Annotated in this window: 8 protein-coding genes and 1 tRNA gene; 4 read left to right on the top strand and 5 right to left on the bottom strand. The window is 65.1% G+C overall.

Annotation, left to right across the window (positions count from 1 at the left end):
• Window positions 1-19: 19 nt before the first annotated feature.
• The gene (locus BRAGE_RS0111535; RefSeq protein ID WP_141263006.1) at window positions 20-16,954 is read right to left on the bottom strand and encodes a beta strand repeat-containing protein; all 16,935 of its coding nucleotides are present in this window, start codon (window positions 16,952-16,954) and stop codon (window positions 20-22) included.
• Between the two features lie 358 nt (window positions 16,955-17,312).
• On the opposite strand from BRAGE_RS0111535, the gene BRAGE_RS48375 reads away from it, so the two are divergent.
• Window positions 17,313-18,119, top strand: a complete 807-nt coding sequence (locus tag BRAGE_RS48375; RefSeq protein WP_141263003.1) for an outer membrane protein — start codon at window positions 17,313-17,315, stop codon at window positions 18,117-18,119.
• A 27-nt stretch (window positions 18,120-18,146) separates the two neighbouring features.
• Here the strand turns inward: BRAGE_RS48375 and BRAGE_RS0111525 are convergent, their stop codons facing one another.
• The 3 genes from BRAGE_RS0111525 to BRAGE_RS0111510 form a co-directional block, all read right to left on the bottom strand.
• Window positions 18,147-19,040 (bottom strand): hypothetical protein, encoded by an 894-nt coding sequence (locus tag BRAGE_RS0111525; RefSeq protein WP_027559780.1) that lies wholly within the window; start codon window positions 19,038-19,040, stop codon window positions 18,147-18,149.
• Window positions 19,041-19,991: 951 nt separating this feature from the next.
• Window positions 19,992-20,076, bottom strand: a tRNA-Leu gene (locus BRAGE_RS0111515).
• 198 nt (window positions 20,077-20,274) lie between these two features.
• Complete coding sequence (locus BRAGE_RS0111510; RefSeq protein ID WP_018647371.1) at window positions 20,275-20,517, bottom strand: FliM/FliN family flagellar motor switch protein; 243 nt, start codon at window positions 20,515-20,517, stop codon at window positions 20,275-20,277.
• Window positions 20,518-20,600: 83 nt separating this feature from the next.
• Here BRAGE_RS0111510 and lipB point away from each other — a divergent pair, with 83 nt between their 5' ends.
• Both lipB and BRAGE_RS0111500 read left to right on the top strand, forming a co-directional pair.
• Window positions 20,601-21,350 (top strand): lipoyl(octanoyl) transferase LipB, encoded by a 750-nt coding sequence (lipB, locus tag BRAGE_RS0111505; protein WP_027559781.1) that lies wholly within the window; start codon window positions 20,601-20,603, stop codon window positions 21,348-21,350.
• A gap of 199 nt (window positions 21,351-21,549) precedes the next feature.
• Complete coding sequence (locus BRAGE_RS0111500) at window positions 21,550-22,263, top strand: DNA helicase (RefSeq protein WP_027559782.1); 714 nt, start codon at window positions 21,550-21,552, stop codon at window positions 22,261-22,263.
• Between the two features lie 54 nt (window positions 22,264-22,317).
• On the opposite strand, the gene BRAGE_RS0111495 is transcribed toward BRAGE_RS0111500, so the two are convergent.
• Window positions 22,318-22,740 (bottom strand): tautomerase family protein, encoded by a 423-nt coding sequence (locus BRAGE_RS0111495; RefSeq protein WP_027559783.1) that lies wholly within the window; start codon window positions 22,738-22,740, stop codon window positions 22,318-22,320.
• Window positions 22,741-22,851: 111 nt separating this feature from the next.
• On the opposite strand from BRAGE_RS0111495, the gene BRAGE_RS0111490 reads away from it, so the two are divergent.
• Window positions 22,852-23,709 carry a LysR family transcriptional regulator gene (locus tag BRAGE_RS0111490; RefSeq protein ID WP_027559784.1) on the top strand — a complete coding sequence of 286 codons (858 nt, stop codon included), beginning with the start codon at window positions 22,852-22,854 and terminating at the stop codon, window positions 23,707-23,709.
• The last annotated feature ends 366 nt before the right edge of the window (window positions 23,710-24,075 follow it).

Genomic DNA, 24,075 nt, shown 5'->3' with positions numbered 1-24,075 from the left:
CCCAAACCTGACGTCTGCCTCACAGCCAGCTGAAGGTCGACTGAAGGGTTTGATAGAACGTCGCCGAGTTGAGGCCCAGCGGCTGCACGGTGGTGTTCGGAGGCAGCGCACTGGCCTCGGCCAGCCAATCCCCCAGGCTCTCGAACGCATTGGCAACCCTGTTCAGGCCAAGATCGTCCTCCACCTGCGTGGCGTAGGTGTTGAGCACAGCGGCGGCAGCCTGCAGGTAGGGATTGCTCAGGATCAGCCGGATCGCGTCGCCACCAAGCGACAGCACGTCGCTGGCGAGGCTGAGCGGATGCCCGGTGAACAGATCCTGGAACGCGGCGCCGACATCCTGCGCGAGATTCTGCACGGCCGGGAACTGGAAGCCCACCGAATATTGGAACAACGCCTCACCCAGCGCCGCACCATCTGCAGCGATCTTCTGGGTGTTGCCGATGTCGGCGAAAATATTCACGATGTCCGTACCCATCGTATAGATCTGCCCCATGTAGGTGAGCGCCGTGGTGTTCAGGAGGTTGGTGACGAGGTTGCAAGTATTGGCGATGAGCCTAAACGCGCCCAGCAGAGGCCCCGAAATATTGACCCCGTCCGGATGGAGGTCGAAGTACTTCGCCGTGGCGTCCGCGGTCATCAACGAGACCATGCCGTTCGACGCCAGCTGAACCATCGTGAATGTCATGGCCGGGCTGAACTCGATAAGCCCGCCGCCACTGAGCTCCACCTCGAATTCGCCCGCCTCGCCGGCGCCGCTTCCGGTCAGACCCTTGCCATAGCCGAAGCTGATCTTTTCCCAGGCGTCCCTGAGCACATCGCCGAAGCCGTTGGCCATGTCCTCCGGATCGACGAACTCGCTGGTGGTGCCGAAGATCTGGTTGATCAGCGCCGACTGCATGGATTGGACGTTCTTGCCGAGCCCGAGAGCATTCAACAGCGGCCCCTGCCCGATCGGCAGGCCGCTCACCAGCAGATTTGACAGCAGATCCATGTAGCCTTGCGCGGCGGTCGCATTGCCGACGATCTCGCCGCCGATGATGTGCGACAGCGGGAAGTTGGTCCACGCCGTGGTCCAGGCCTGCTGGTACCAGGCCGCCGCTGTGTGAGCGGCCTGGGCCACGTCCGTAACGCTCGCATTGGCCGGCAATATCAAGGAGATCCACATCTGGCTGAGGTGACCAGCGAGATCGGTCTCAACGGAGTAATTGGCCGCATTGCTCTCGACGGCATTGACGGTCGCAATGCCGGTCAGCAACGACTGGATGGTCGTGAGGCCGCCGCTTTCGATCTGGCTCTGCACCGCCAGCGCGGCGTTGTGGATCGAGAGGGCGCCGGAGTTGGCAATGTTGTTGGCGACGATGTCGATCCAGGCATACGCCACGCTGTGCAGCGCGCTGTTTTCGGTCGTCGAGGCATGCACCAGCGCGGCCGTCAATTCGCTGTTCAGGAGCGCCATCGCCTGGGCGTACGACAGGTATCCGCCGGTGATCGCGCCCACCAGGCCGATTTCGGTGGTGCCGGTACCGAGGCGATGGCCCAGCGCCACCAGAATTGCGGCGTTCGCCGCGGTGAGGGCGTTGTAGGCGTTCTGGACGGCCTGGAGATCTGCCGGGGTGTAACCGCCCAGCTGCTGCAGAAGCGTCAGGTTCGGCGCCGGGCCGACGCCGGCATTCACCAGCATCGACAGATGCATCAGCGCCACGTCGACCACATAGGGGAAGGACCCGCTGTAGGCTTCGACGTTGGCGATCGCCGTCGCAGCGGTCATCGTTCCGGCGATGACAGCGGGGGCGTCCGTATAGGCGATGACATCCTGGTTCAGCAGATCGATCGCGGGAACGAGAGCCTGCTGCAAGGTCATCGGCGCGGTGATGCCGCCGGTGACGCTGGCCGAATAAGGTCCGGTCGCCGGCACGTTTGGCAGATTGAGGACCGGCGTCGGAATGTTCGACCACGCGGCGGTCAAGGCCTGCGTGACGATCTGTTGGGCCATCGTCAGGGAGAGAATGCCCTGCGAGACCAGCTGGGCGAGGCCACTCTCCGCGGCATCGTTGTTGATGCGGTTGTAGATCTCGGTCGCAAGCGCGTTGGCGGCCGTCGTCAGGCCGGCGCCCTGGCTTTCGATCAGCGCCACGCTCAGCAGCACGTCCGCCGGAACGCTGGCGGTCGAATAGGTTTCAAGATCGGTGATCACCTGCGCGGCGGTCTTCTGGCCGCTGGCGAGCGCGACGAACTCACCCGCGGCGTACGTGATGGCGGCCTGGAATTGCGTGGTGCCGAGGACGGCGCCTTCGAGGCTTGCGACTTCGTTGGCGACACCGGTCAGCAGCGCGGCATTGCCATGCGCGTTCGCCGCAATGCCACCAAGGACCGCGATCGCCTGGCTGGCGGACAACAGATTGCCCGTGACGGCGGCATCGAGATCGCTGATCGCCTGCGCGGCGGTGATGCGGCCGCTGGTCACCAGCGTGGCGATTTCGGCACCGATCAGCGGACTGGTCACGTGAGCGGCGAGGCCCGAGAGCAACCAGATCGCCCGGTCGGCCCCGAGCACGTTGTTGCTGACGTCGTTGTTCACCTGCGTCACGATCTGCGCGACGGTGGCCAGGGGCTGACCCTGGCTGTTCAACCGCGTGAGAAGATCGGCGAACGCCCCGGCGAGCGCGCCACAGGCGGTCATCGACGCCGACGACGCACCGACAAAGGCGTCGATCTCGCCGATCGCCGCGACACCTGCCAGAGCGGCGATGTAGTTGGCGAGGTTGTTGATCGCGTTGACGCCCGGCTGTCCGGCGATGCCGACGGACTCGATGGCCGATGACGGAAGGTTGGCGATGGTCGCCGCGAGCACATTGACGCCCTGGGCCTGGGTCAGGGCGCCGCTCGTAATCAGCGGCGTGATGTTGAACGTGTAGACCGTGAGCTGCTGCTGTACGACCATCGAGGCGAGCGCGGCGCCGGCCAGCATCGTGTTGGCGGCGCCGGTGGTGGCAACGCCGGCCAACAGCTGGGCCATGAATTGCGCCACCTTGGAGTTTACAAAGTAGATCGACCCTTCGAGGTCGGAGAAGATGGTCTGGACCTGGCTCGAGGTAAGCGTCGCCTGGATTTGCGCGATGATCTGGCCCCCACCGACGAGATTGGCCAGCGCGCCGATCTCGTTGAGGATGGCCGGATAGGAAGTCGTCGGCGCCAACGACTGCAAAGCGCCGAGCAGGATGACGGCCTGAGAGCTGGGCAACGAATTCGACGTGACGGCCGTCGTGATGTCAGCCATCAGCGCGGCCGGCGTCATCAAGGCACCCGACCCGTTGCCGGCCAGAAGCGCGGTCAGTTCCTTGACCACGGTCGCTTGCAGCAACGTACTGTTCTGCCCCCAGAGCGGCAGCAGCGCTCCAACCGCCTGCTCGGCGGTGATAAGGTTTGTGGCGACGAGATTGTTGGTGACCCACGCGGCGAAGAGCGCGGAGTTGCCCTGCCCCGTTTGGACCTCGTAGTTGAAGACAGTCATCTCCATGCTGGCGAGCACCGCGACGGCCTGGTTGGCGCTCAAGGTATGCGAGGTCACGGCCGCGACGACCGCGGCGACGCCGTTGATGCTGAGATAATTGGGGCTGTAAGAGCCGCCAACCCACGGATCCATCGCGGCGCCGACGGCGAGCGCAAGCGCGGTATTGCCACCTGCGGCCACGCCAATCAGCATCGACAGCACCTGGCCGTTCGACATCGTTCCGGCTGCGAACGCAAAAAGGAGCGCGCCCGTCACCTGGCTGGGCGTGATCTGGTTGCCACTGACGAGGGCATCGAGTTTGGCCGTGACGGCGCTCTGGGCCGCGGTGTTTTGCGCCGCGACTAACACCAGCATGCTGGCCGCCTGGTCGCCGTTGAGGCCCGCGCCGACAGCATTGCCGATGCCGGAGACGACCTGCGTCACGGTGAGCTGATTGCCCGTAAGCAACGTGACGATCTCGCTGACCACCGCCGCCTGCACGGTACCGTTGCCGTCACCCGCAATGGTGATGAGCGTCGGCAGCGCCTGCGTTGCCGTGAGCTGATGGCCCGTGATCAGCGTTGCGATCTCGCTGACGGCCGCCGTCTGCACGGCGGTCGGGCCTTCGCCCGCGACGGTCGCCAACAGCGACAGCGCCTGCGAGAACGTGATCTTGCTTTCAACGAGCAATGCACCGACCTCGCCGATCACTGCGGTCTGCTCGCTGGCATTGCCTCCGGCCGCAACGGCATTGAGCACCGTGAGCGCAGCGCCGGCCGGCAGAGCCGACGCGGCGACCGCGTGGTCGATATCGGTCATCGCCTGCGTGGGCGTGATCTTGCCGGCGGTCACCAGCGCGAGGATTTCATTACCCACCGCCGTCGCGGTTGAACTGCCGGTGGCGGCGATGCCCGCCAGCATCGCCATCACCTGGTCGGCGGTCATGCCATTGCCGATCGCGCCGCCGATGGCGGTCGCCGCCTGCGTCGCGGTGATCTGATTTTGCCCGATCAGTGTGGAGATTTCGGTGCCGGCCGCAGACTGCACCGCCGTTGTGCCGATTTCCGCAAGGCCGACCAGCAGCGACAACACGTGGCTGGCGTTAGCGGGCGCGGTCGTGGCGTTCACCCCGACGCTATCGATGCTGTAGGTGTAGATGTAGCTAGGCCCTTGATACTGGGTGGTCGTGACGCTGCCGAACTGCGTCCGATAAATCCAGTATTGTGTCGCCTGATCGGTAAAGCCGAGCGTGGGGAGGCCCGCGATGGTTGCGACATCCGCCATGGCGGCGGCCGCGCTCAACGCATTGTTGGCAATCAGCGTGGTGATTCCGCCGAGGAAGACCGACTGGGTCGGCGCGACGTAGTTCGCGGGGATACCGTTGCTGAAGATCGTATAGTAGCCCGATTGCAGGATATTGGCGGCGAATTCGGCGCCCGCAGCCAGCATGACCACCGCAGGTCCTGCGCCAAGCGCTCCCGACGTGACCGCGGCGGTGATGTCGCCGACCGCCTGCGCAGCCGAGATCCAGTTCAACTGTGTGAACACGAAGATCGTGTCGCCGGCCGCGACCTGGACGGCGGCGCCCGAATGCGACGAGATCGCGGTCAGCAGCGCAATCGCCTGATCCGGCGATATGGTCCGAATATCGGCTCCCGTGCGCGCCCAGGGGTCGAGACCCGCGGTCCACTGCGAATCGACCGCGCCCAACATGTCCGACATCACCTGAGCGATGCTGGCCTGGTTGCTGGTGATCAGCGACGCGATCTCCGCGCCGCAGCTGGCTTGCAGCGCGGCGTTGCCCTGCGCGCCGACAACGATGAGCAGATTGATTGCCTGATCGGCACTGAAATTTTGTCCGATGGCTGCGGCGATATCCGACGCGATCAGCGGAACAACGCTGGGCGTCTCTCCGGCGAGCTTGAGAAGTTCGGTCGTGACCGCCGACTGCTGCGACGGATCGCCGGCGAGCAGATTCAGAAGCGCCGGAATGGCGGCGGCGGCCGTGATGCCGTGACTGGTGACCTGCGCATCGATGCCCGCGACGCCCTGCAGGTTCGCAACCTCGATGGCCACCGCGGTCTGCACGGTCGACGATCCGGCGCTCGAGAGCGCGCTGAACAGCGCTGTGACCTGGGTGTTGGTCAGCGTGCCGGCAGCGAGCGTGTTGCCGATATCGGTCATCGCCTGCACGGCGGTGATCTGGCCTCCGGAAATCAGTGCGAGAATTTCACTGACGACGGCGCCTTGCAGCGTCGCATCGTTCTCTGTCCACAGCACCGCCAGCATTGCGACGGCCTGGTCGATCGTGATGCCGTTGCCGACCGCATTGGCGATGTCGGCCATCGCCTGGCTGGCCGAAATGACCGGATCCATCAGGACCTCGATCTCGTCAGCGACCGCGGTCTGCACTGCCGTGCTGCCGTTCGCCGACATGCCGGACAGGACCGTGACGCCCTGGTCCGGCGTGAGCACGCCGTTGGCGATGGCGGTGTTGATGTCGCTGATCGCCGCCGTGACGGTGATCTGGTTGCCGGCGATCAGCGCCGCAATGCCGGCGCCGATGGCGGTCTGAATCTGGGTCGTGCCGTCGCTGGCGACCACGGCCATCAGGGCGATAACCTGATCGGCCGTCAGCGCGCCCGCAGTAATCGCAGCACCGAACTGCGCGGCCGTGACGTTGCCGTTGGTGATGAGTGTGACCAGCTCCTGAGCGACAGCGCCCCGGACCGTCGTGCCGCCCTGCAGCCACAGGTTCGCCAGCAACGTCACATCCTGATTGGCGGTGAGCACGCCGCCCACCATGCCGCCGATATCGGTCGCAGCCTGAGCGGCGCTGAGCCTGGCCTCGGTGACCAGCGCGAGGATTTCGCTGACCACGGTGGCGGGCACGCCGGTGCCGCCGGCAAGCCAGACGCCGGCCAGCACGGTGATGCCGCGATCGGCAGTGATTGCACCCGCTGCGACCGCGCTATCGAGATCCGTCATCGCCCGCGAGGCGGTGATGCGGTTCGCCGCGATCAGCGCCGCGATCTCGGTGCCGACCGCCTGCTGCTGCGCCGCGCTGCCGGCATTGGCGAGAGCCGCCAGCAGGCCGACGGCCTGATCGCCCGTGAGGGTGCCGGCCGCGACGGTGCCGCCGACGTCGGTGAGCGCCTGCGCGATGGTGATCTGGCTGTTCTGGACCAGCGTGAGAATGTTGCTGATGGCAGCGGCTTGCAGCGCCACCCCGCTTTGGCCGCCAACGCCGGCCAGCAGAGCGACTGCCTGGTCGATCGTGAGAGACGCACCGATGGTGCCGACGATATCGGTCGCAACAGAGGCGGCCGAAATCCTGTTCGCGCCGACCAACGCGGCGATTTCGGTGACGACGGCACCCACCACCGTGGAGCTGCCGGCAGTCGCGAGATTGGCGAGCACGGCGACCGCATGGTCGGCGGTCAACGTACTGGAGGTGATCGCCGTGTTGATATCGGTCGTGACCTGCGTGGCGGTAATCGTGGCCGCGGCGATCAGCGTCGCCAGTTCGGCCCCGATGGTGGCCTGTTCGGCCGCGGTGCCGGAATTCGCCAGCAGGGCGAACACACCGATGGCCTGGTCGCCGGTCAGCGTTCCGGCGGTGATGGCGTTTCCGATATCGGTCATCGCCTGCGCGGCGGTGACCTGATGGCCAGCGATCAAGGCGAGAATTTCCGTCGCGGCAGCGCCCTGCAGGGCCGCATTGCCCTGGGCCGCGATACTGGCCAGCAGCGCGACCGCCTGATCGGCCGTGAAGCCGGTGCCGATGGCGCTGCCGATATCAGCGCCGACCTGGGCGGCCGTGATCTGGTTGCCGCTGACCAGCGCCGAGAGCTCGCCAATGGCCGCAGTGCGCACCGCGGCGCTGCCCGCAAGGGCTTCGCTGCCGAGCACGACAACCGCCTGGTCGACCGTCAGCGCGTTGGCGGTGATCGCAGTGGCGAGATCGGTGTTGACCTGGCTCGCCGTCAGCTTGGCGGCGCCGATGAGGCTTGCGATTTCGCTACCGATCGCGGCCTGTACCGCCGCATTGCCGCTTCCGGCAAGGCTCGCCAGCAGCGCCATCGCCTGGTCGCCGGTCAGCGTGCCGGCCGCGATGGTGTTGCCGATATCTGTCATCGCCTGCGCGGCCGGGATCTGATTGCCGGTGACGAGCGAGAGAATCTCGGCATCCGCCGCGGATTGCAGCGTCGCATTCCCCTGGACCGACAGGACCGCCAGCAGCGTGACCGCCTGGTCGACGGTGGCGCCGCCGGAGCTGACGGCAGTGATGATGTCGGTCATCACCTGCGCGGCGGTCGTGGCGTTGTTGTGCACCAGGGTCGCGATTTCGCTGGCGACCAGGCTGTTCGAGCCAGTGCCGTTGCCAACGAGGCTCAGCAACAGGGCGACGCCATGATCCGCGGTGATGATCTGATCGCTGATCAGCTCGACGATGCCGGCGGTGGCGTTGGGGCCGAGCCCCGAAATCGCGCCCTGAAGGGCCGTCTGTAGCGAATCCGTATATCCGCCATAAGCGCTGCCGACGTTGGCGCCGAGCTGATAGAATACGACCGCTGCCTGCGCGGGCGTGAGTGCGCCGCTGGCGACCAACACATCGATGTCGCCGACGACCTGCCCTCCGGAGAGGGAGAGCGGCGTATAGCTGGCGATCCAGCCCGCCACCGTGGCTTGCAACGACGGGCTGGCGCTGGGCGCACCGATCACGCCCGCGTACAGCTGGACCTGCTGATCGAGGTTGTACTGCGAAGGAATGAAATACGTGTAGTCGCCTGCGTACAGCTTGGTGAAGACGAGCGAAGATTGCGCGATCGCGGCCACCATGCCTGCGCCGGCGGCAGCCTGCGTCACGTAGCCCGAGCTCGCCAGATACGTCATCATGTAGGCGGCCTGATCGGCCGAGATCAGCCCGGCATTCAGGCCGTTGACGATATCGGCGACCGCGCTTGCGCCGGTCACCTGGCCATGGCCGATGATCGCTTCGATTCCGTTGATCACGGCGGCGCCCAAGATCCGCCCGACGTCGCCCGCGTTCGCGCCGAATTGGGCGCCGAGGCCCGCCATGGCGACCAGCGCCGTCACGGCCTGATCGCACGGCTGCGTGACGATGGCATTGGCGGCGATTTGCGGGTCCTGATTGGCTTGAGCCTGCGTCGTCGCAGGGGTCTGATAGGCAGTCCAGAGGATCGCCTTTCCGATCTCTGCAGCGACCGCGGAATTCGCTGCCGGCAGCAGCGCTGCGAGAGACGGGAGATCGGGCACGGTGCCGGTGAAGAGCTGGGTCCTCAGCGCGGCGTCGAGCGCCGAATTCCCCCCCGCCGCATTGACCAGCAGGGCGTAGGCCTGATCGAGTGTGACACCCTGCGACGTCGCGCTCATCACATCCGCGACGGCCTGGGCGGCCGTGGCCAGACCGGAGTTGACGAAGTTCGCGATGCCGAGTCCGGCCTGATACACCTGCGCCTGCGACGATGAGGCCACCAGGATCGCTGTCAGCGTGATCACTTCGTCCACGCCGAGCAGACCAGTGGCGACCGCAGTGCCAAGATTGGCGATGATCCGCGCTGCGGTGGTCTGGTTGGCGGCAATCAGGGTGTTGATTTCGGCGACGACGGCCGCCTGCAATGCCGCAGAGCCCGTCGCGGCAACGCCCACAAGGTCGATGACTGCCCGGTCGGCGGTGATCTGGCCGCCGGTGATCAGCGTGGAGATCTCCGCGCGGACGGCGGTCTGCACGGCGGCCGGCGCCGAAGTGGCAAGATTGATCAGCAGCGTGACGGCTTCGTCCGCCGTCAGCACCGACGGCACCGCAGCGCCGATATCGGCCGCCGCCTGCGCAGCGGTGAGGAGGTTGCCTGAAATCAGCGTGTTGATTTCGCTCGCCACCGCGCCCTGCACGGTCAGGCCGTTGGCGGCGATGGCGAGCAGTTCATTCATCGCCTGCGTGACGGTGAGCCCGCCGATCAGGGTGTTGATCTCGGTCACCGCCGCGGTCTGCATCGCGGTCGATCCGGTCGCCGCCAGCGTGGCAAGCACGCTCAAGGCCTGGGTCGCGGTGAGCTGGGACGCCGTCACCGCGTTGTTGATGTCGGCGATGAGCTGCGCGGGCGTGACGAGAATCTGCAGTTCGTGCGCTGCCGCCGAGGCCGCGGCCGCATTGGTGCCGACCGACATACCAAGCAGGATCGCGACCGCTTGATCGGACGCGAGGCTCGACGATGTGACCGCATTGCCGATGTCGGTCGCCGCACTGGTGGCCGCAAGCTGGCCGGCCGCGATCAGCCCGACGATCGATCCGCCGGCCGCGAATTGCACACTGAGCGTGCCTTGCGCGGCAATGCCCACCAGCAGCGCCACCGCCTGATCGCCAGTCAGCGACGCACCGTGCACCGCCGTGGCGATGTCGGTCATCGCCTGCGACGTGGTGATGATCGAATCCGCGATCATCAGATTGATGTCGCCGACAACCGCCGACTGGATGCTGCTGTTGCCGACGTGTGCGAGCTGCGCCAGCACCGCGAACGCCTGATCCGCTGTCGCCGCGGTGATGGTCGCGTTGCCGACCAGCAGATTGATCTCGCCGGCCACCGCCGACTGCATGGCGCTGCTGCCGCTCGCGAGCTGCGCCAGCAAGGCGAGCGCCTGAGTGATCGTGATCGACGACGCGCCCAGCGCGCCGTTGATGTTGGTCATGACCTGTGCGGGCGTCAGGGTTGTCTGCAGCGCCGGGTCGCCGCTCAACGCCATCCCGATCTGGATATTGAAGGACTGGCTGGCCGTGATGATCGATGGAACCGCGGCCGCGATGTCGGCCGTCGCCGCATTGGCGCTCAGAGCGTTCGCCGTCACCAGCGCGGCGAATTCGCCGCCGACGGCGACTTGCGTCGTCACACTCCCTTGGCTCGCGAGGCCGAGCAGGATGTTGGCCGCCTGGGCGCCGCTCAGGACCGTCGACGTGACGGCAGCGCCGATGTCGGTGATCGCACCGGTCAACGTGATGGTGCTGTTGCCGATCAGCGCAGCAATCTCCGCACCGACCGAAATCTGGGTCGAGGCGTTGCCGGCCGCGGCGAACGCCGCCAGCACCGCAAGGCCCTGATCCGCCGTGATGGCGCCGGCGTAGATCGCGGTGTTGATGTCGTTGAAGGCCGACGCGGGGAATTGGATCTGAGTAAGGCTCAGCATCTCCTGCGCAACAGTGCTGATGTTTGCGCTGTTGCCGCTGACCAGCATGCCGATCAGCACGCCGAACGACGCGTCGGCAGCGCCGAGCGCGGCGACGAGCGCGACGGCATCGGACACACTGACACTGCCGGCCTGGATCAGCGCGTCGATCTGGCCGCCGACCACGATCTGGGCGGCGATGCTGATGGATCCGGCGCCGACCAGCACCTGAACCGCTTGGCCGCCGGTCAATTGATGGGCGTTGACCGCGGCAGTGATATCGGCTGTCACCTGGGTGAGCGGGAGCCCGTGGGCGGCCGTCAGAGAGGCGAAGACGCTGCCAATGGTGTTGAGGTAGACGGTGCTGTTCGCGCCGCTGGGCGCGTCGGCCGCCAGCGCCAGCAACAGCGCCGCTTGCTGCGTGACATTGAGCGTGGCGTTGCCGTTGACGGCAGGGTTCAGCACGACATTGAACGACGCGAACTGGCCGCCACTGACCATGGACCAGATGGTGCTGGCGACAAGCGAATTGACCGTCGGGTTGTTGTACGCGGCGAGCGCTCCGAGCGCTGTCGCCATCTGGGGTTGGGTGATCGGCGTATTGGGCCACGCAGAACCGAGCTGAGCCGCGAGCGCCTGCTGGACCGCGATCGCCTGGCTCACCGTCAGCGCTCCGCTCGCAACGGCGCTGACGATGTCAGCGTTCACCTCGGCCGCCGAAACGTTTAGCCCCGGGAAATCGCGCATCATATGCACGATGCTCGGGACATTGCTGACCGCGAAGGCGCCGTTCAGCGCCGAGACGACGTTCTGATCGAGACTGCTGGCGCTGTAGAACGGCGCGACCAGCGACGACAATTGTGCAACGATGGCGCTCTGCAAGCTCGCATTGCCGCTTGCGGCCGCGAACATCATCACCGGGATGGCGGGCAGGATACTGGTCGGCGTAATGGTGTCGGTGGTACCGAAGATGTCGGCGACCGCCTGGGTGGCGGTCACGGTACCGGCCGTGACCATCGCGGCGATATCGGCGCCGACGGCGGCCAGCACCGCCCCGGACCCGGACTCGGCCAGATACGTCAGCAACGAGATCGTCTGGTCCGCGGTCAGCGCATTGGCGGCGCCAGCGGCGGCGACGTCGGCCACCACCTGCGTGGCGGCGACCTGGTTCGCGGCAATAAGCGCGTTGATGGCGGAGAGCGCGAAGACCTGCATCGCCGCCGTGCCGCCGGTGAGGAGACCAATCAGCGTCGTGGCCGCCTGATGGCCGGTGATGTAGCCGCCGCTCACCAGCGCGGTGATTTCCGCTGCGGCAGCGTTTTGCACCGCCAACGAGGCCGGCGCCGCGAGATCCGCCAGCACGTCCACGGCCTGCGTCGCCGTGAGAACCGACGCCGCCACCGCGTTGCCGATATCGGTCATCACCAGCGCCGTGGTGATCTGGTTGTTCGAGATGAATGTGCCGAGTTCGGCGCCGACAGCCGCCTGCATGCCGGTGACGGCCGCGAGCTCGAGCAGGATGCTGACCGCCTGCGGGACCGTCATCGCCGCGCTGTTGACGGCCGTGGTGATGTATTGGGTCGCCTGCCCCGGCACGCCGAGGCCAGCCATGACGACGGCGGCGGCGCTTGCGGTCGCGCTGCTGCCATTGAGCGCGATGCCGGCGAGGATATAGAACGCTTCGTTGCTGTTAATGGTGCCCGGGGCGAGGCTGCCGACCTGTGCAATGGCGGCGCTGGCGGTGATGGCCCCGGACTGGATCATCGCGGCGATGTCCTGGCCCGCGGCGAATTGCGCCGCGATGGAGCTCGCCACATAGGCGAACGCGTTGATCGCTTCCACCGCCGTCAGCTGGCCGTTGCCGACCGCCGTGACGATGTCCGCCACGGCCGCCGTCGCGGTGATCTGCGAGGGAACCAGCGCCGCGAGCGCCTGATAGATTCCGGTCGGGCCGAGCGGCGAATTCGGATTGACATTGCCGGTGATGCCGAGCATCGCCGCCAGCAAGGTGATGCCTTGGTCAGCGGTAATCGCGCCGTTGCTCACCGCGGTGGAGACGCCACGGGCGGCCTGAGTCATGCTGAATGTCTGGGCGTTCAGCAGGGACACGATGGCGGCCGCCACCGCATTGTCGAGCGTCAGGCTGTTGTTCGACGCAAATCCGGCTAGCACGACCACCGCCGTCGCCGGCGTGAATCTCGACGAGATCAGCCCAACGATGTCGTTGATCGCGGCCGTGTTGGAGACCTGCCCGGCCGCAACCAGCGCGCCGATGGTATGCGACACGAAGTTCGTCGTGAACGACGCCACGCTGCCGCCTTCGCTGCCACCAGACCCGGTGAAGACGCTGGTCAGCCCCGCGATCGCCTGCACGGCCGTGATCTTGCCCCCGGTGATCAGCGCGACGATCTCTGCCGACATCGCGGTCTGCGTGCTCGTCGACCCCAACGAGCCGAGATTGGTCAGCAGGTTCACGGCCGCGGCTGCGGTGATAGCTGAGGCCCTAACGGCGCCGTCGACCGCAGCGGTGATCTGCGTCGCCGAGACCTGGCTAGCGCTCAGCAATGTCGAGATTTCCTGGGACATCATCGTTTGCCAGGAAAACCCGTCGCCGGGTGACGACGGGATGACGGAGAGGTCTACCAGAATGGGCAGCGCCTGCGGCGCCGTGACGGCGGACGCGTTCAGCACCGCGATGATGTCGAGGCGCGCCTGCCCCGGCGACACCAGCGTGCTGATGTCCGCGACGGCCGCACTCGTGGTCGCGGCATTGCCGCTGACCGCCATGCCGATCAGGATGTTGAAGGTTTCGGCCGAGGCGAGGCCACCGATCGCCGTAATCGCAGCGCTGGCGGTGATCGCGCCGGTCTGGATCAGCGCGGCAATCTCGGTCCCGGCGGCGACCTGGACGCCGATGGACCCGCCGGCAATCAGGCTGATAAAGGCCGAGATGGCCTGCGCCGCCGTCAACTGACCACCACCCACGGCCGTGACGATGTCCGCCATGACGGCCGACAGGGTGAGCGAACCGGAGACCAGTTGACCGAGCGCCGTGACGATCGCGGCCTGGTTGATGGCGTTGCTCCCGACGGCGCCAAGCATCGACGCGAACAGCGCCACGGCCTGGTCGGCGCTGATGGCCTGGGTGCTGACCGCCTGCGTCACGTCCGCGATCGCGGAGGTGATCGACAACGCGCCGCCTCCGACCAGAGACAGAATCGTGCCGGCGACCGCATTGTCGAGCGCGGCGTTGTTGCTCGCGGCGAGGCTAGCGAGGAAGGTCACCGCGGTATCGGCCGGGAAGGTCGCCGAAATCAACGCCGCGATGTCCGCGTTGATCTCCGCGCGCACCGACGCATTGCCGCTCGCCGCGACGTTCATCAGCTGCACGATCGCGAGTTCGATCGAGGCGACACTGCTCGTGTTGGTCGAGTGGGTGATGGCGGCGACGGCATTGGTGGTGGAAATCGAGGCCGAGCCGATCAGCGCCGCGATCTCGGCGCCGGCCGCGGCCTGCATGGCGGTCGATCCGGTGGCGGACAGCATGTTCAGCAAGGAGACGGCCTGGTCGGCGGTCAGGACATGCGCGGTCACGGCGGCCGCAATGTCGCTGACGGCCTGAATGGCCGTGATCTGGTTCGCGCCAACCAGCCCGTTGATCTCCGCGACCACGAATGCCTGCATCGCTGTGGTGCCGCCAGCAAAGACACTGGCCAGCGCACCGACCACCTGATCGGCCGTGATCGCGCGGCTCGTCAGCAGTGTCGTAATTTCGGCGGTGGCCGCATTTTGCACGGCCGTCGGAGCCGGGACCGCGACATAGGCCAGCAAAGTCACGGCTTGCGCCGCCGTGAGGACGGACGACGTCACCGCCGCGCCAATTGCGCTCATCGCCGCACTGGCGGTGATCTGATTACTCGCGATCAGTGAATCGATTTCGACGGCGACCGCCGGCGTCATGCTCGCACTGCTGGCGAGGTCCATCAGCAGACCCACTCCCTGTGCAGCGGTAATCGTGAATGTGGCAATAGCGGAATCGATGTCGCTGACCAACTGCGTTGGCGACAGCAGGCTCGCCATTCCCGCGGTGGCGGCCCTTGCGGTCGCTGTGTCGCCGCTGGTGGCCAGGCCGAGCAGTATATTGAATGCCTCCGACGCCGACAGGTTGAGGCCGGCGATGTCGGTAACCGCCGCACTTGCCGTGATCGCACCCGACCCGATCATCGTGGCGATGTCGGACCCCAAGGTGAATTGCAGAGGCGTTGAGTTGGAAGCCAAAGACGCCAGCAGGGCAATGGTCTGACCGGGGTTCAGAACATGTGAAGCACCTGCGGCCGCGATGTCGGCGAACGCTTGCACCGTCGTGATCTGGTTCGCCGCGACAAGCGCGCCGATCTCCGTCGCAACGAATGACTGCATCGCAGCCCCGCCGCCCGCGACAAGACCAGCCAGCGCCGTGACCACCTGATCGGCGGTCAGATTGCCAGCGGTCACCAGAGACGCAATTTCCGCTGTGACGGCGGTCTGCACGGCAGTGGACGCCGGCGCCGCGATGTCTGCCAGCAAGGTCACGGCTTCCGTCGCGGTCAGGGCCGATGAGGTCACCGCGCTGCCGATGGCGGTCATGACCTGCGACGTGGTCAGCTGGTGGTTCGAGATCAGGGAATCGATCTCACCGGCGACAGCCGCTTGCGTACCGGTCGAACCGGCGAGATCAACCAGGATACCAAGCGCCTGCGTCGGCGTGATCGCGGTCAGGCCAATGGCGGAATTGATGGCGGCGATCGCCTGCGACGGCGAGCTTACGCTCGGCATTTCCGCAATCGCGGCGCCCGCGATCGCGGTGTTGCCGCTGCTCGCCATGCCGAGCAGGAAATTGAACGTCTCCGTAGTGGACCAGTTGGAGCTGACGATGTCAGCAATGGCCGCATTGGTGGTAATATAGCCCGACTGGATGAATCCGGCGATGTCGGCACCTGCCGTGATCTGCGCGACCGTGGAGCCGGCGGCAAGGCCGCCAAGCGCGGCGATGGCCTGCCCCACTGCCAACCGACCGGAATTCACTGCGGCGACGACGTCGGAAAGACTCCCCGTCTGCGCGCTCGCCGGCGCCAATTGATTGAGTACGGCATCGACCGAGAGCGGACTACCGACGTTGTTCGCAAGATTGGAGTAGTTCGGCGCGAGGTTCACCAGCGAATTCAGCAGCGCAAAGCCCTGATCGCCGCTGATGGCGTGGCTGTTGATCTGTTGCACCAGATCCGCAACGGCCGTCGTCAGCGTGAGGCCGCCGGCATTCACCAGCGACAGCACACTATTGGCCACTGCGTTGTCGAGAACGGACTCGTTGCCGTTGGCGACGGCGTTCTGCATCGTGGCCAACAACGGCTGGAAACCCGCCAGAGCGCCATAATCGCCAGCGATCACCGCATCCATGGTCAGGGTTTTCGCGACCATGATCATGTTCATGTCGGCGGTCGAATCGTGGCTGATTCCCGAATAGGAATGCGCCGCTGCGGCACCGATATCGGCGGTGATGTGGTTGCCCGTGGTCAGACCGCTCGCCATCAGGCTGTTGTACTCGCTCGCGACCGCGGCGTGCATCGCCGGCGTACCGGCTGCATCGTTCAGGACATTGATAACTTGATCGAGGGTCAGCGCACCCGCCGCACCATTTGCGTTGACGATGTCGGTTACGGCCTGTGTTGCGGTGAGGCTGCCCGCGGTCACCAGCGCCGCGATTTCCGTTCCAGCCGCGGCCTGAACGCTCGCGGAAACCGGTCCGCTCATACCCGCGAGCATGGTGACCGCCACATGGCCGGTCGACTGCCCTGCGGTAACCGCTCCCGCAATGTCCGATATCGCCTGCGTGGCACTCACCTGCCCCGCGGCGATCAGATGGCCGATCTCGGCGCCGACCGCATACCCATCATTGCTGTGGCCCGAAGTCTGCGTGATCGCGCCGGCAAAGTCAGCAAGCGCCTGAGTGGCGTGAGTCTGATCGTAGGCAGCCACCGCCTCGATCAAATGCATGGCCTGAGTTTCGGTCGTCTGGTGATTGACGACGGCCTGCGCGATCTCCTGGGAAGAGACGCCGGCGAGCATCGAGTTCGCATCGAGATTCAGATGGGACGTATCGAAGCCCGCAATCGAATTGAATTGACCGGGAGGCGGCGTGATATTTCCACCAACAATGCCGTTGAGGTCGTCCGCGCTCAGGGGCTGGAATTTGGCGGTCGTGTCGCTCGACGATTTGCCTGTGCGTTTACCCTTCGCCTTCACCGCCATCCTCCCGGTTACCGTCGGCTGAATCACCTATCGTTTACGTCAGTCTCGAGCGCAAGGCAGTTCAGTCGTCATGCGTGGGGCAAAGCACATTTCAGCAGGCCGAAGCCCAAAAATGAGCAGATGCAGGACCTTGTTTGTGAATGCACGTTCGCAATGACGCTCCGCAATAATCGGCGTCCTGCAATATCCGCGCGGCGTGGACGAATCGTCTGAATCGACTCCCTGAAATGCGCATGCCGAGAACGCCACTAACTTTCACATAGTAGTGGTGTGCGCTATTTTCGGATGCTAGGGTCAACCACTAATTGCTTTCATTCGTCCGTTGCCGACGAAGCGTTTTCTGGAGGGGGCATTGAACAAAGTCGCGCTCAGTATTCTTGGCCTTGCGGCTCTCGTCGCGACGCCGGCGATTGCGGCGGACATGGCCGTCAAGGCGCCCGTGGTCGCCGCACCGCCGGCGCTCGGCTGGACCGGCTTTTATATCGGCGGCAACATTGGTGGCGTCAGCAATTCGAATTCGGGAACATCGAATTTTACGGATACGCTCGCCAACCTCTCATTTCCGGCCGGCAATCGTATCAACGCGACCGGATTTATCGGTGGCGCTCAAGCAGGCTACAATTGGCAATTCGCTCCGCGCTGGCTTGTCGGCATCGAAGCCGATGGCGATTTCACCAATGCCAAATACAGCTTCTGCCGTGGGACCATTGCGCCGGGTGTCTGCGGCGATACCGGCTTCGGCACCGACTCGCTGAGCAGCAAGACGGCCTGGCTCTCGACGGTGCGCGGCCGGTTTGGCACCATCGCCATGGACAAATTCCTGATCTACGTCACCGGCGGCGCTGCTTGGGGACGCGTTGATACAACGGCAACACAAAGCTGTCTTGTCGGCGGCTGTGGCGTGTCGCCCTTAGCGACCGCGGGAACGTCGAGCAGTTCGGTGACGCGGTCTGGTTGGGCGGCGGGCCTCGGCGGCGAATGGAATATCGACGGCAATTGGTTTGCGCGCGCCGAATGGCTTCATGTCGATCTCGGCAACGTCACCAGTTCGGTATCCACTGCCGGATTTGCGGGCAGCACCCAGACCTTCAGCTGGTCGCGCGGCGAGCGGTTCGACCAGTTTCGTATCGGTCTTGACTATCGGTTCTGGCACGGCTGATCCTCGCGACTTTCGCGATGAGCGGCATCATCGGGATGCCGCTACGCTGCGCGCCTGATCGCCAGCGCCATACGCGCGACAGGCTTCGAAAGCCGACTCGATGATGGCGAGCTTCACCGCTTGGGCGGCGTGATATTCGCGCCAGAATTCGGCCGAGACCCACAACGCGGATTTGCCGCGGGCGCCCGACCAGCCAAGACTGCCCATCGTCTCGGCGACGACGAATTTGCGGGCGAGCTGGCTCCGCGACAAATTGAGGCCCTGCGCCAACCGCGAAACCGACGTCACGTCGGTCGGAATGCGTGACAGAGCGATCGAATCCTGCTGACACCCGACGATCAGGCGATCCATCACGACGCCGCCATCGTCGATCCAGGTAAACAGCGAGAAGGTTCCGTTCGGCTCCCGAACCGCGCGCGATGCCAGCAGGCCATCGGCGATCAGCGGCTGAATCGCGCCGAGCAGAGCCGGCCGCTCACGCAGTTCAGCCGACCTGTTGCCGCCATCGAGCCCGTCCAGCGCCGTCAGATGCGCCGCCAGCCAATGCGACAACACTGCAAGCGCCAGCGGCGACGGCTCGATCGGCCGATAGCGCCGGCCTTCGCTCCCCGCAACATGGCGCACGGTGCCGTATTTCAGCATCTCGTTGACGAAGGCTGACGCAGTGTTGCGGCTTGCGAGTCCGTGGGCGACGATCGGATCGACCAGTCGTGCGGGCAGAATTCCGGAATCGGTCTGCTGTGCCTCGTTGCGAAAATAAGCCGCCAGCATCGCCTGACTCATCAGCCAGCGCTGCTGGGTCGCGAACGGCGACGAAGTTCGCGGGCTGGCCTCCTGTATCGCCAGCATTGCCTGAGCCTGGCCGCGAACGCAGCTCTCAAACGCCGGATGCGACAGGATATCGTCTGCAGTCATCACCATCGGCGTCGCGACAATCCGGCGGAAGGTCCGAAACCGTCAATCGCAAGAGGTCCCAAGCCCCCCTCCCTCGGCTCACGGACCGCCAACGGCGCGTGACAGCCATCTCAAACGCATTCTTAAAAACGAGCAGCGCGGCGGCTCCGATCCGAAACCTGAACCTATCGACTACCACCCCGCGCGCGCGGCACTGCGCCCGCTCATGCATCTCATGGAGTCGGGCCGACGTCTGCAAAATTTTTCTGAAGTCCCGCTGAGAGAGACAATCCCAGGAGCAATGGGGAGCTACCGGCCCCCGCTAAGGGTCTGGATTAACGGGAGAAAGAAGCAGGCAGCGCATGCTCCTCCTTGAAGGCTAATGACACGATCTGAAACCTGATGAAACGAGCGGCCCGGATGCCGAGGCGATCGGGCTCCGGCGTCGACCACCTCCGAAAAGGTTGTCCAGCTAATGCCCTTCGCCTCCTTCAGGCCTTCGCACATGAAGCGGTACTCAATGGTCTCGCCCGAACTCAGGATGACCGCGGCGCCATCACGCATAAGACAGGCGTAGCGGTCTCACACGCCTTTCTGAGTGCTTCGCATGGGCGGCCAAACTGAAGAAATACGCGGTCCTGGCCGCCGTGAACGAACCGAAAAAGAGCGGCCATGGCGTCCGCAAGGCTAGAGCCGAAGTGGCTGCCTATGCAGACTGCACCGAAAGCCAGATGATGCCGATGGTCGGCTGCACCGACCCCAAAATGCCCGCTCACTACACCGCGCAAGCCAATCGAGAGAGCCTTGGAATCAGTGGGATTGAGAAGATCGTCACGTTCGATCAGAGCCAGTCACTCGATGACTGGCCGGCAGCGCCTCGGGCCAACGGCACGCGAACGCCTAGCGAGAACGGAGTCATAACATTTCCGGGCAGACCCCAGAAAAAGCCTAATGATTTCAACGTGAAATATGGGCTTATGGTGCGCTCGGAGGGACTCGAACCCCCACGGTGTTACCCACTGCCACCTCAAGGCAGCGCGTCTACCAGTTCCGCCACGAGCGCTAGGAGATGCCGGCCTGAGGTTGTTCGGGTGGCCGGATCAGCGGCCGCCGATCTAACAAATCCATCAGGGGGATACAAGCCTGCAAAGGCCCCGAATTCCACAGCTTAGCGGGAAAAATCCCTATTCCCTGCCCGGATCGGCCCTATCGGGTGCCAAAGCCTTATCAAGTACTTGGCTGCTGCCGTGTGCCCCGAGCCCTACCGGGTCCCGGGCGAGCGGGGCAGCATCTGCTTGACCTCGACCGCGATCCGGTTGCGGTCGACCAGCACGACGCCGGAGGCCACCGGCAGATTGTTGGCGAGGACCTTGACCTCGTCGGCCTCGGTTGCATCGAGCTCGATGATGGCGCCGCGGGAAAGACGTAATACTTGATGGATTGGCATGGTGGTCGTCCCGAGGACGACCATGAGATCCACGGTGACTTTATCGAGAGTGGGCACTGTCAGGACCGCCGCAACCTGGGACTCAACGCCAAAGGACTTGGCATTTGCGCCTGCAATCATCACCACGTTATGGTTAGCCAATGGTTAATTCGCCTCAAGACCCCCGCCAAAGCCAACGTCAAGAGCTCGATTTGACGTCGTTTTCCGCCTCCGGCGGCACGCCCGTCGAATGGCGAATCTCGGATGCGCCGGTGCCCTACCCGGACGCCGTCGCCGAAATGGAAGCGCGCGTCGCCGCCATCGCGGCGGGCGAGGCGCCGGAGCTGGTCTGGCTGCTCGAGCACCCCCCGCTATACACCTCCGGCACCTCGGGCAAGGAAAGCGACCTGCTTGATGCCCGATTCCCGACCTTCGCCACGGGGCGCGGCGGGCAGCTGACCTATCACGGGCCCGGCCAGCGAGTTGCCTACATCATGCTCGACCTCAAGCGCCGCCGGCCGGACGTGCGGGCCTATGTCGCGAGCCTGGAGGAGCTGATCCTGAAGACGCTCGCCGCCTTCAACGTCCGCGGCGAGCGGCGCGAGGACCGGGTCGGCGTCTGGGTGAAGCGGCCCGACAAGGGGCCTGAGCACGAAGACAAGATCGCGGCGATCGGTGTGCGGCTGAAGCGCTGGGTCTCGTTCCACGGCATCGCCATCAATGTCGAGCCGGAGCTGTCGCATTTCGCCGGCATCGTTCCTTGCGGTGTCGCCGATCCCCGCTATGGCGTCACCTCGCTGGTTGATCTCGGCCAGCTCGTGACCATGGCCGATGTCGACATCGCGCTACGGCAGGCGTTCGAGGAGCTGTTCGGGCCGACCAAAGCGTTGGTGCCGGAAGCGGCCGTCTAGCGTTTTCCTGTTCGAGCCCGACCGCGCGTGTTCTCCGCACGCCACGGAATCGGCTATGCTCGATTCCGGCGCCGCCCACGCCTCCCCCCTCCGCCGGGAAAGCAGACATCATGCCGGGCGACTCAACATCGGACCGACTGTTCGAGCGCCAGGCATAAGGAGGGATTGCGCTTTCTGCTCGCAATGGGAGGTTTTGACGATGAAGCTTTCTACGCCGATCTACCATCTCAAGCGACGAGCCAAGCGCCTGTCGCGCGAGCAAGGCATTCCGCTGCACGCCGCGCTCGATCGCATTGCTGCGACGGAAAGGTTTTCCGCCTGGAGCATGCTCGCGGCGAAGGCGACGGCGATGACTCCGGCCAACAAGTTGTTCCCGCAATTCCAGCCTGGCGACCTCGTGCTGGTCGGCGCGCGCCCCGGCCAGGGCAAGACGCTGATGAGCCTCGAACTCGCCGTCGAGGCGATGAAGTCGGGCCATCGCGCAGCGTTCTTCTCGCTCGAATATACCGAGAAGGATGTGCTGGATCGCCTGCGCGCGATCGGGGTGGAGCCGGCGCAATTCGACGAACTCTTCGAGGTCGACTGCTCCGACGTCATCAGCGCCGATTACGTCGTGAAGCAGATGGCGACGGCCCCTCGCGGCACAATCGTGGTGATCGATTATCTGCAACTGCTCGACCAGCGGCGGGAAAACCCGGACCTGACCGTTCAGGTGCGCGTGCTGAAATCTTTCGCGCGCGACAAGGGGCTGATCGTCGTCTTCATCTCGCAGATCGACCGGTCCTACGATTCCTCCATCAAGCCCTGCCCCGATCTCAGCGATGTCAGGTTGCCAAACCCACTGGACCTGAAGCTGTTCGACAAGACGTGCTTTCTGAACAATTCGGAAGTTCAGTTCCGCGCGGCGAGCTGACAATTCCAAGCGACGCAGGCCGCGGGTGAGACGGCTCACCCGCGGCTTGCGGCGTCACGCCGCCTTCAGCGAAACCTCGAGCTTGCCGGCGATGTAGCGCCGCTCCTGGGTCAGGCCGCCAAAGCCGTAGGCGTCGCTCTTGACCTCGTCGACGTGCAGATAGGTCTCGGGATGCATCGGTCCCAAAATCTCGGCCATGCGCTTGAACATCGCGGCGAGATAGGCCGCCTTCTCGTCCTTGGTGTTGGTGCCTTCGCTGACATGGATGTCGATCCAGTAGCTGGCGAGCTTCTGCTCGGCGAGCGACTTGCCGCCGGCGAACCAGTCACTGGCATCGACGGCCTTCACGATGATGGCGGTGACCGCGGGATCCTTGTGCAGTATCTCAGCGGTGAGCTCGGAGACAGCGTTCGCGATGTCGGCCTTCAGCGAGGGCGACTGGCGGGAGGTGGCGTAGGACACGGTGATCAGCGGCATTGTCGTTCTCCTCAAGATGCTGCGCTGGTTGCGCGGCGTTGATGAGAAGCTAGATCTCCTCCGGTCATTTTGGTATCTTATCTCTGTTGATACCAGTGATAACAATTCAAAATGACCGCCACACTCGACATCGCCACCGTCCAGGCCTTCCTGCTGGTCGCCGACCTCCAGAGCTTTACCCGTGCCGCCGAGGCACTCGGCACGACCCAGGCCGCCGTCAGCCTCAAGCTGCAACGGCTGGAGACCTTGCTGGGGAAACGCCTCGTCGAACGCTCGCCGCGTGCAGTCCGTCTCACCGCCGACGGCGCCGGCTTCCTCGATCGCGCTCGGGTCCTGATCGCGGCGCACGACCGCGCCCTCTCGGGCGAAGCACCGGCCGCGCAGTCGCTCTCGCTCGGCATCTCCGATCACGCCGCAGGCCCCGAGCTCGTTCCGCTGCTCGAACGCCTGCACGCGATGTCGTCAAATCTCACCCTCGCCGTCACCATCGGCTTCTCGCGCGAGATGCAGGATGCCTATGATGCTGGCGAACTCGACGCCGTGATTGTCCGCCAGGAAGGCAGCCGCCGTGGTGGCGAGAAGCTGACCGAGGACGAGTTCGGCTGGTTCGCGTCGCGACGCTTCACCTTGCCGAAGGGTGAAGCCCTGCCGCTCGCAACCCTCGCCCCGCCCTGCGGCGTCCGCGCCGTCGCCGTGCGCGCGCTCGACAAGGCCGGCCTCGCCTGGCGCGAGCGCTTTGTCGGCGGCGGTGTGACAGCGGTAGTGGCGGCTGCGCTCGCCGGGCTTGCGATCGCACCGCTGGCGCGGCGGATTGCGCCGCCCGGATTGGTCGATATCGGCCCTGCGCACAAGCTGCCAAAGCTCGGCAGCTCGAAGGTCATGCTGCATTCGAAGGTCAGCGATCCCGCGAAGCTTGCGGCGCTGCGCGCAGTAGCGGCGACGTTTCGGAGCGCCGCGGGAGCTAACTAGCGCCCGCGTCCTTTCCTGCAGCGGACCAATAAGCGACCCCGGCCAGACATCCAGCCAACGCAAACAGCCCATCCATCTCAAAGAGCGTCCCGAAGATGCCGTTCGCAATCAGGGCTCCGATCGCAGCGCCAGCGGCCGCGTAAAACAGCACTGAGCGAATTCGAAGTGACTCACCGAGCCATATCACAAGCGCGGATGGCATCCCGCTAAGCAGGCAGGTGAGGATCAATGTGATTGGCAGGACAATCAAGACCAGGGGGACGATGGGAGCCAGGCCCTCGGGAAAGCCTCGATCTGGAAGAGATAGAATTGCGGCGAGGACTGGCAACGCCCCCAATGTCGCGGTCGCCGCCAGGCATCCACGAA

Origin of the sequence: Bradyrhizobium genosp. SA-4 str. CB756, assembly GCF_000473125.1 — a bacterium.
GTDB classification, from domain to species: Bacteria; Pseudomonadota; Alphaproteobacteria; order Rhizobiales; family Xanthobacteraceae; genus Bradyrhizobium; species Bradyrhizobium arachidis.
The sequence above is the reverse complement of the archived record's forward strand: the minus strand, read 5'-3'. Positions and strand labels throughout refer to the sequence as shown.

Coding starts and splice junctions, on each gene's coding strand:
- BRAGE_RS0111525 (WP_027559780.1), bottom strand. CDS start 19,040: ATGGTGATGACTGCAGACGATATCCTGTCGCATCCGGCGTTTGAGAGC.
- lipB (WP_027559781.1), top strand. CDS start 20,601: ATGGTTAATTCGCCTCAAGACCCCCGCCAAAGCCAACGTCAAGAGCTC.
- BRAGE_RS0111500 (WP_027559782.1), top strand. CDS start 21,550: ATGAAGCTTTCTACGCCGATCTACCATCTCAAGCGACGAGCCAAGCGC.
- BRAGE_RS0111490 (WP_027559784.1), top strand. CDS start 22,852: ATGACCGCCACACTCGACATCGCCACCGTCCAGGCCTTCCTGCTGGTC.
- BRAGE_RS0111495 (WP_027559783.1), bottom strand. CDS start 22,740: ATGCCGCTGATCACCGTGTCCTACGCCACCTCCCGCCAGTCGCCCTCG.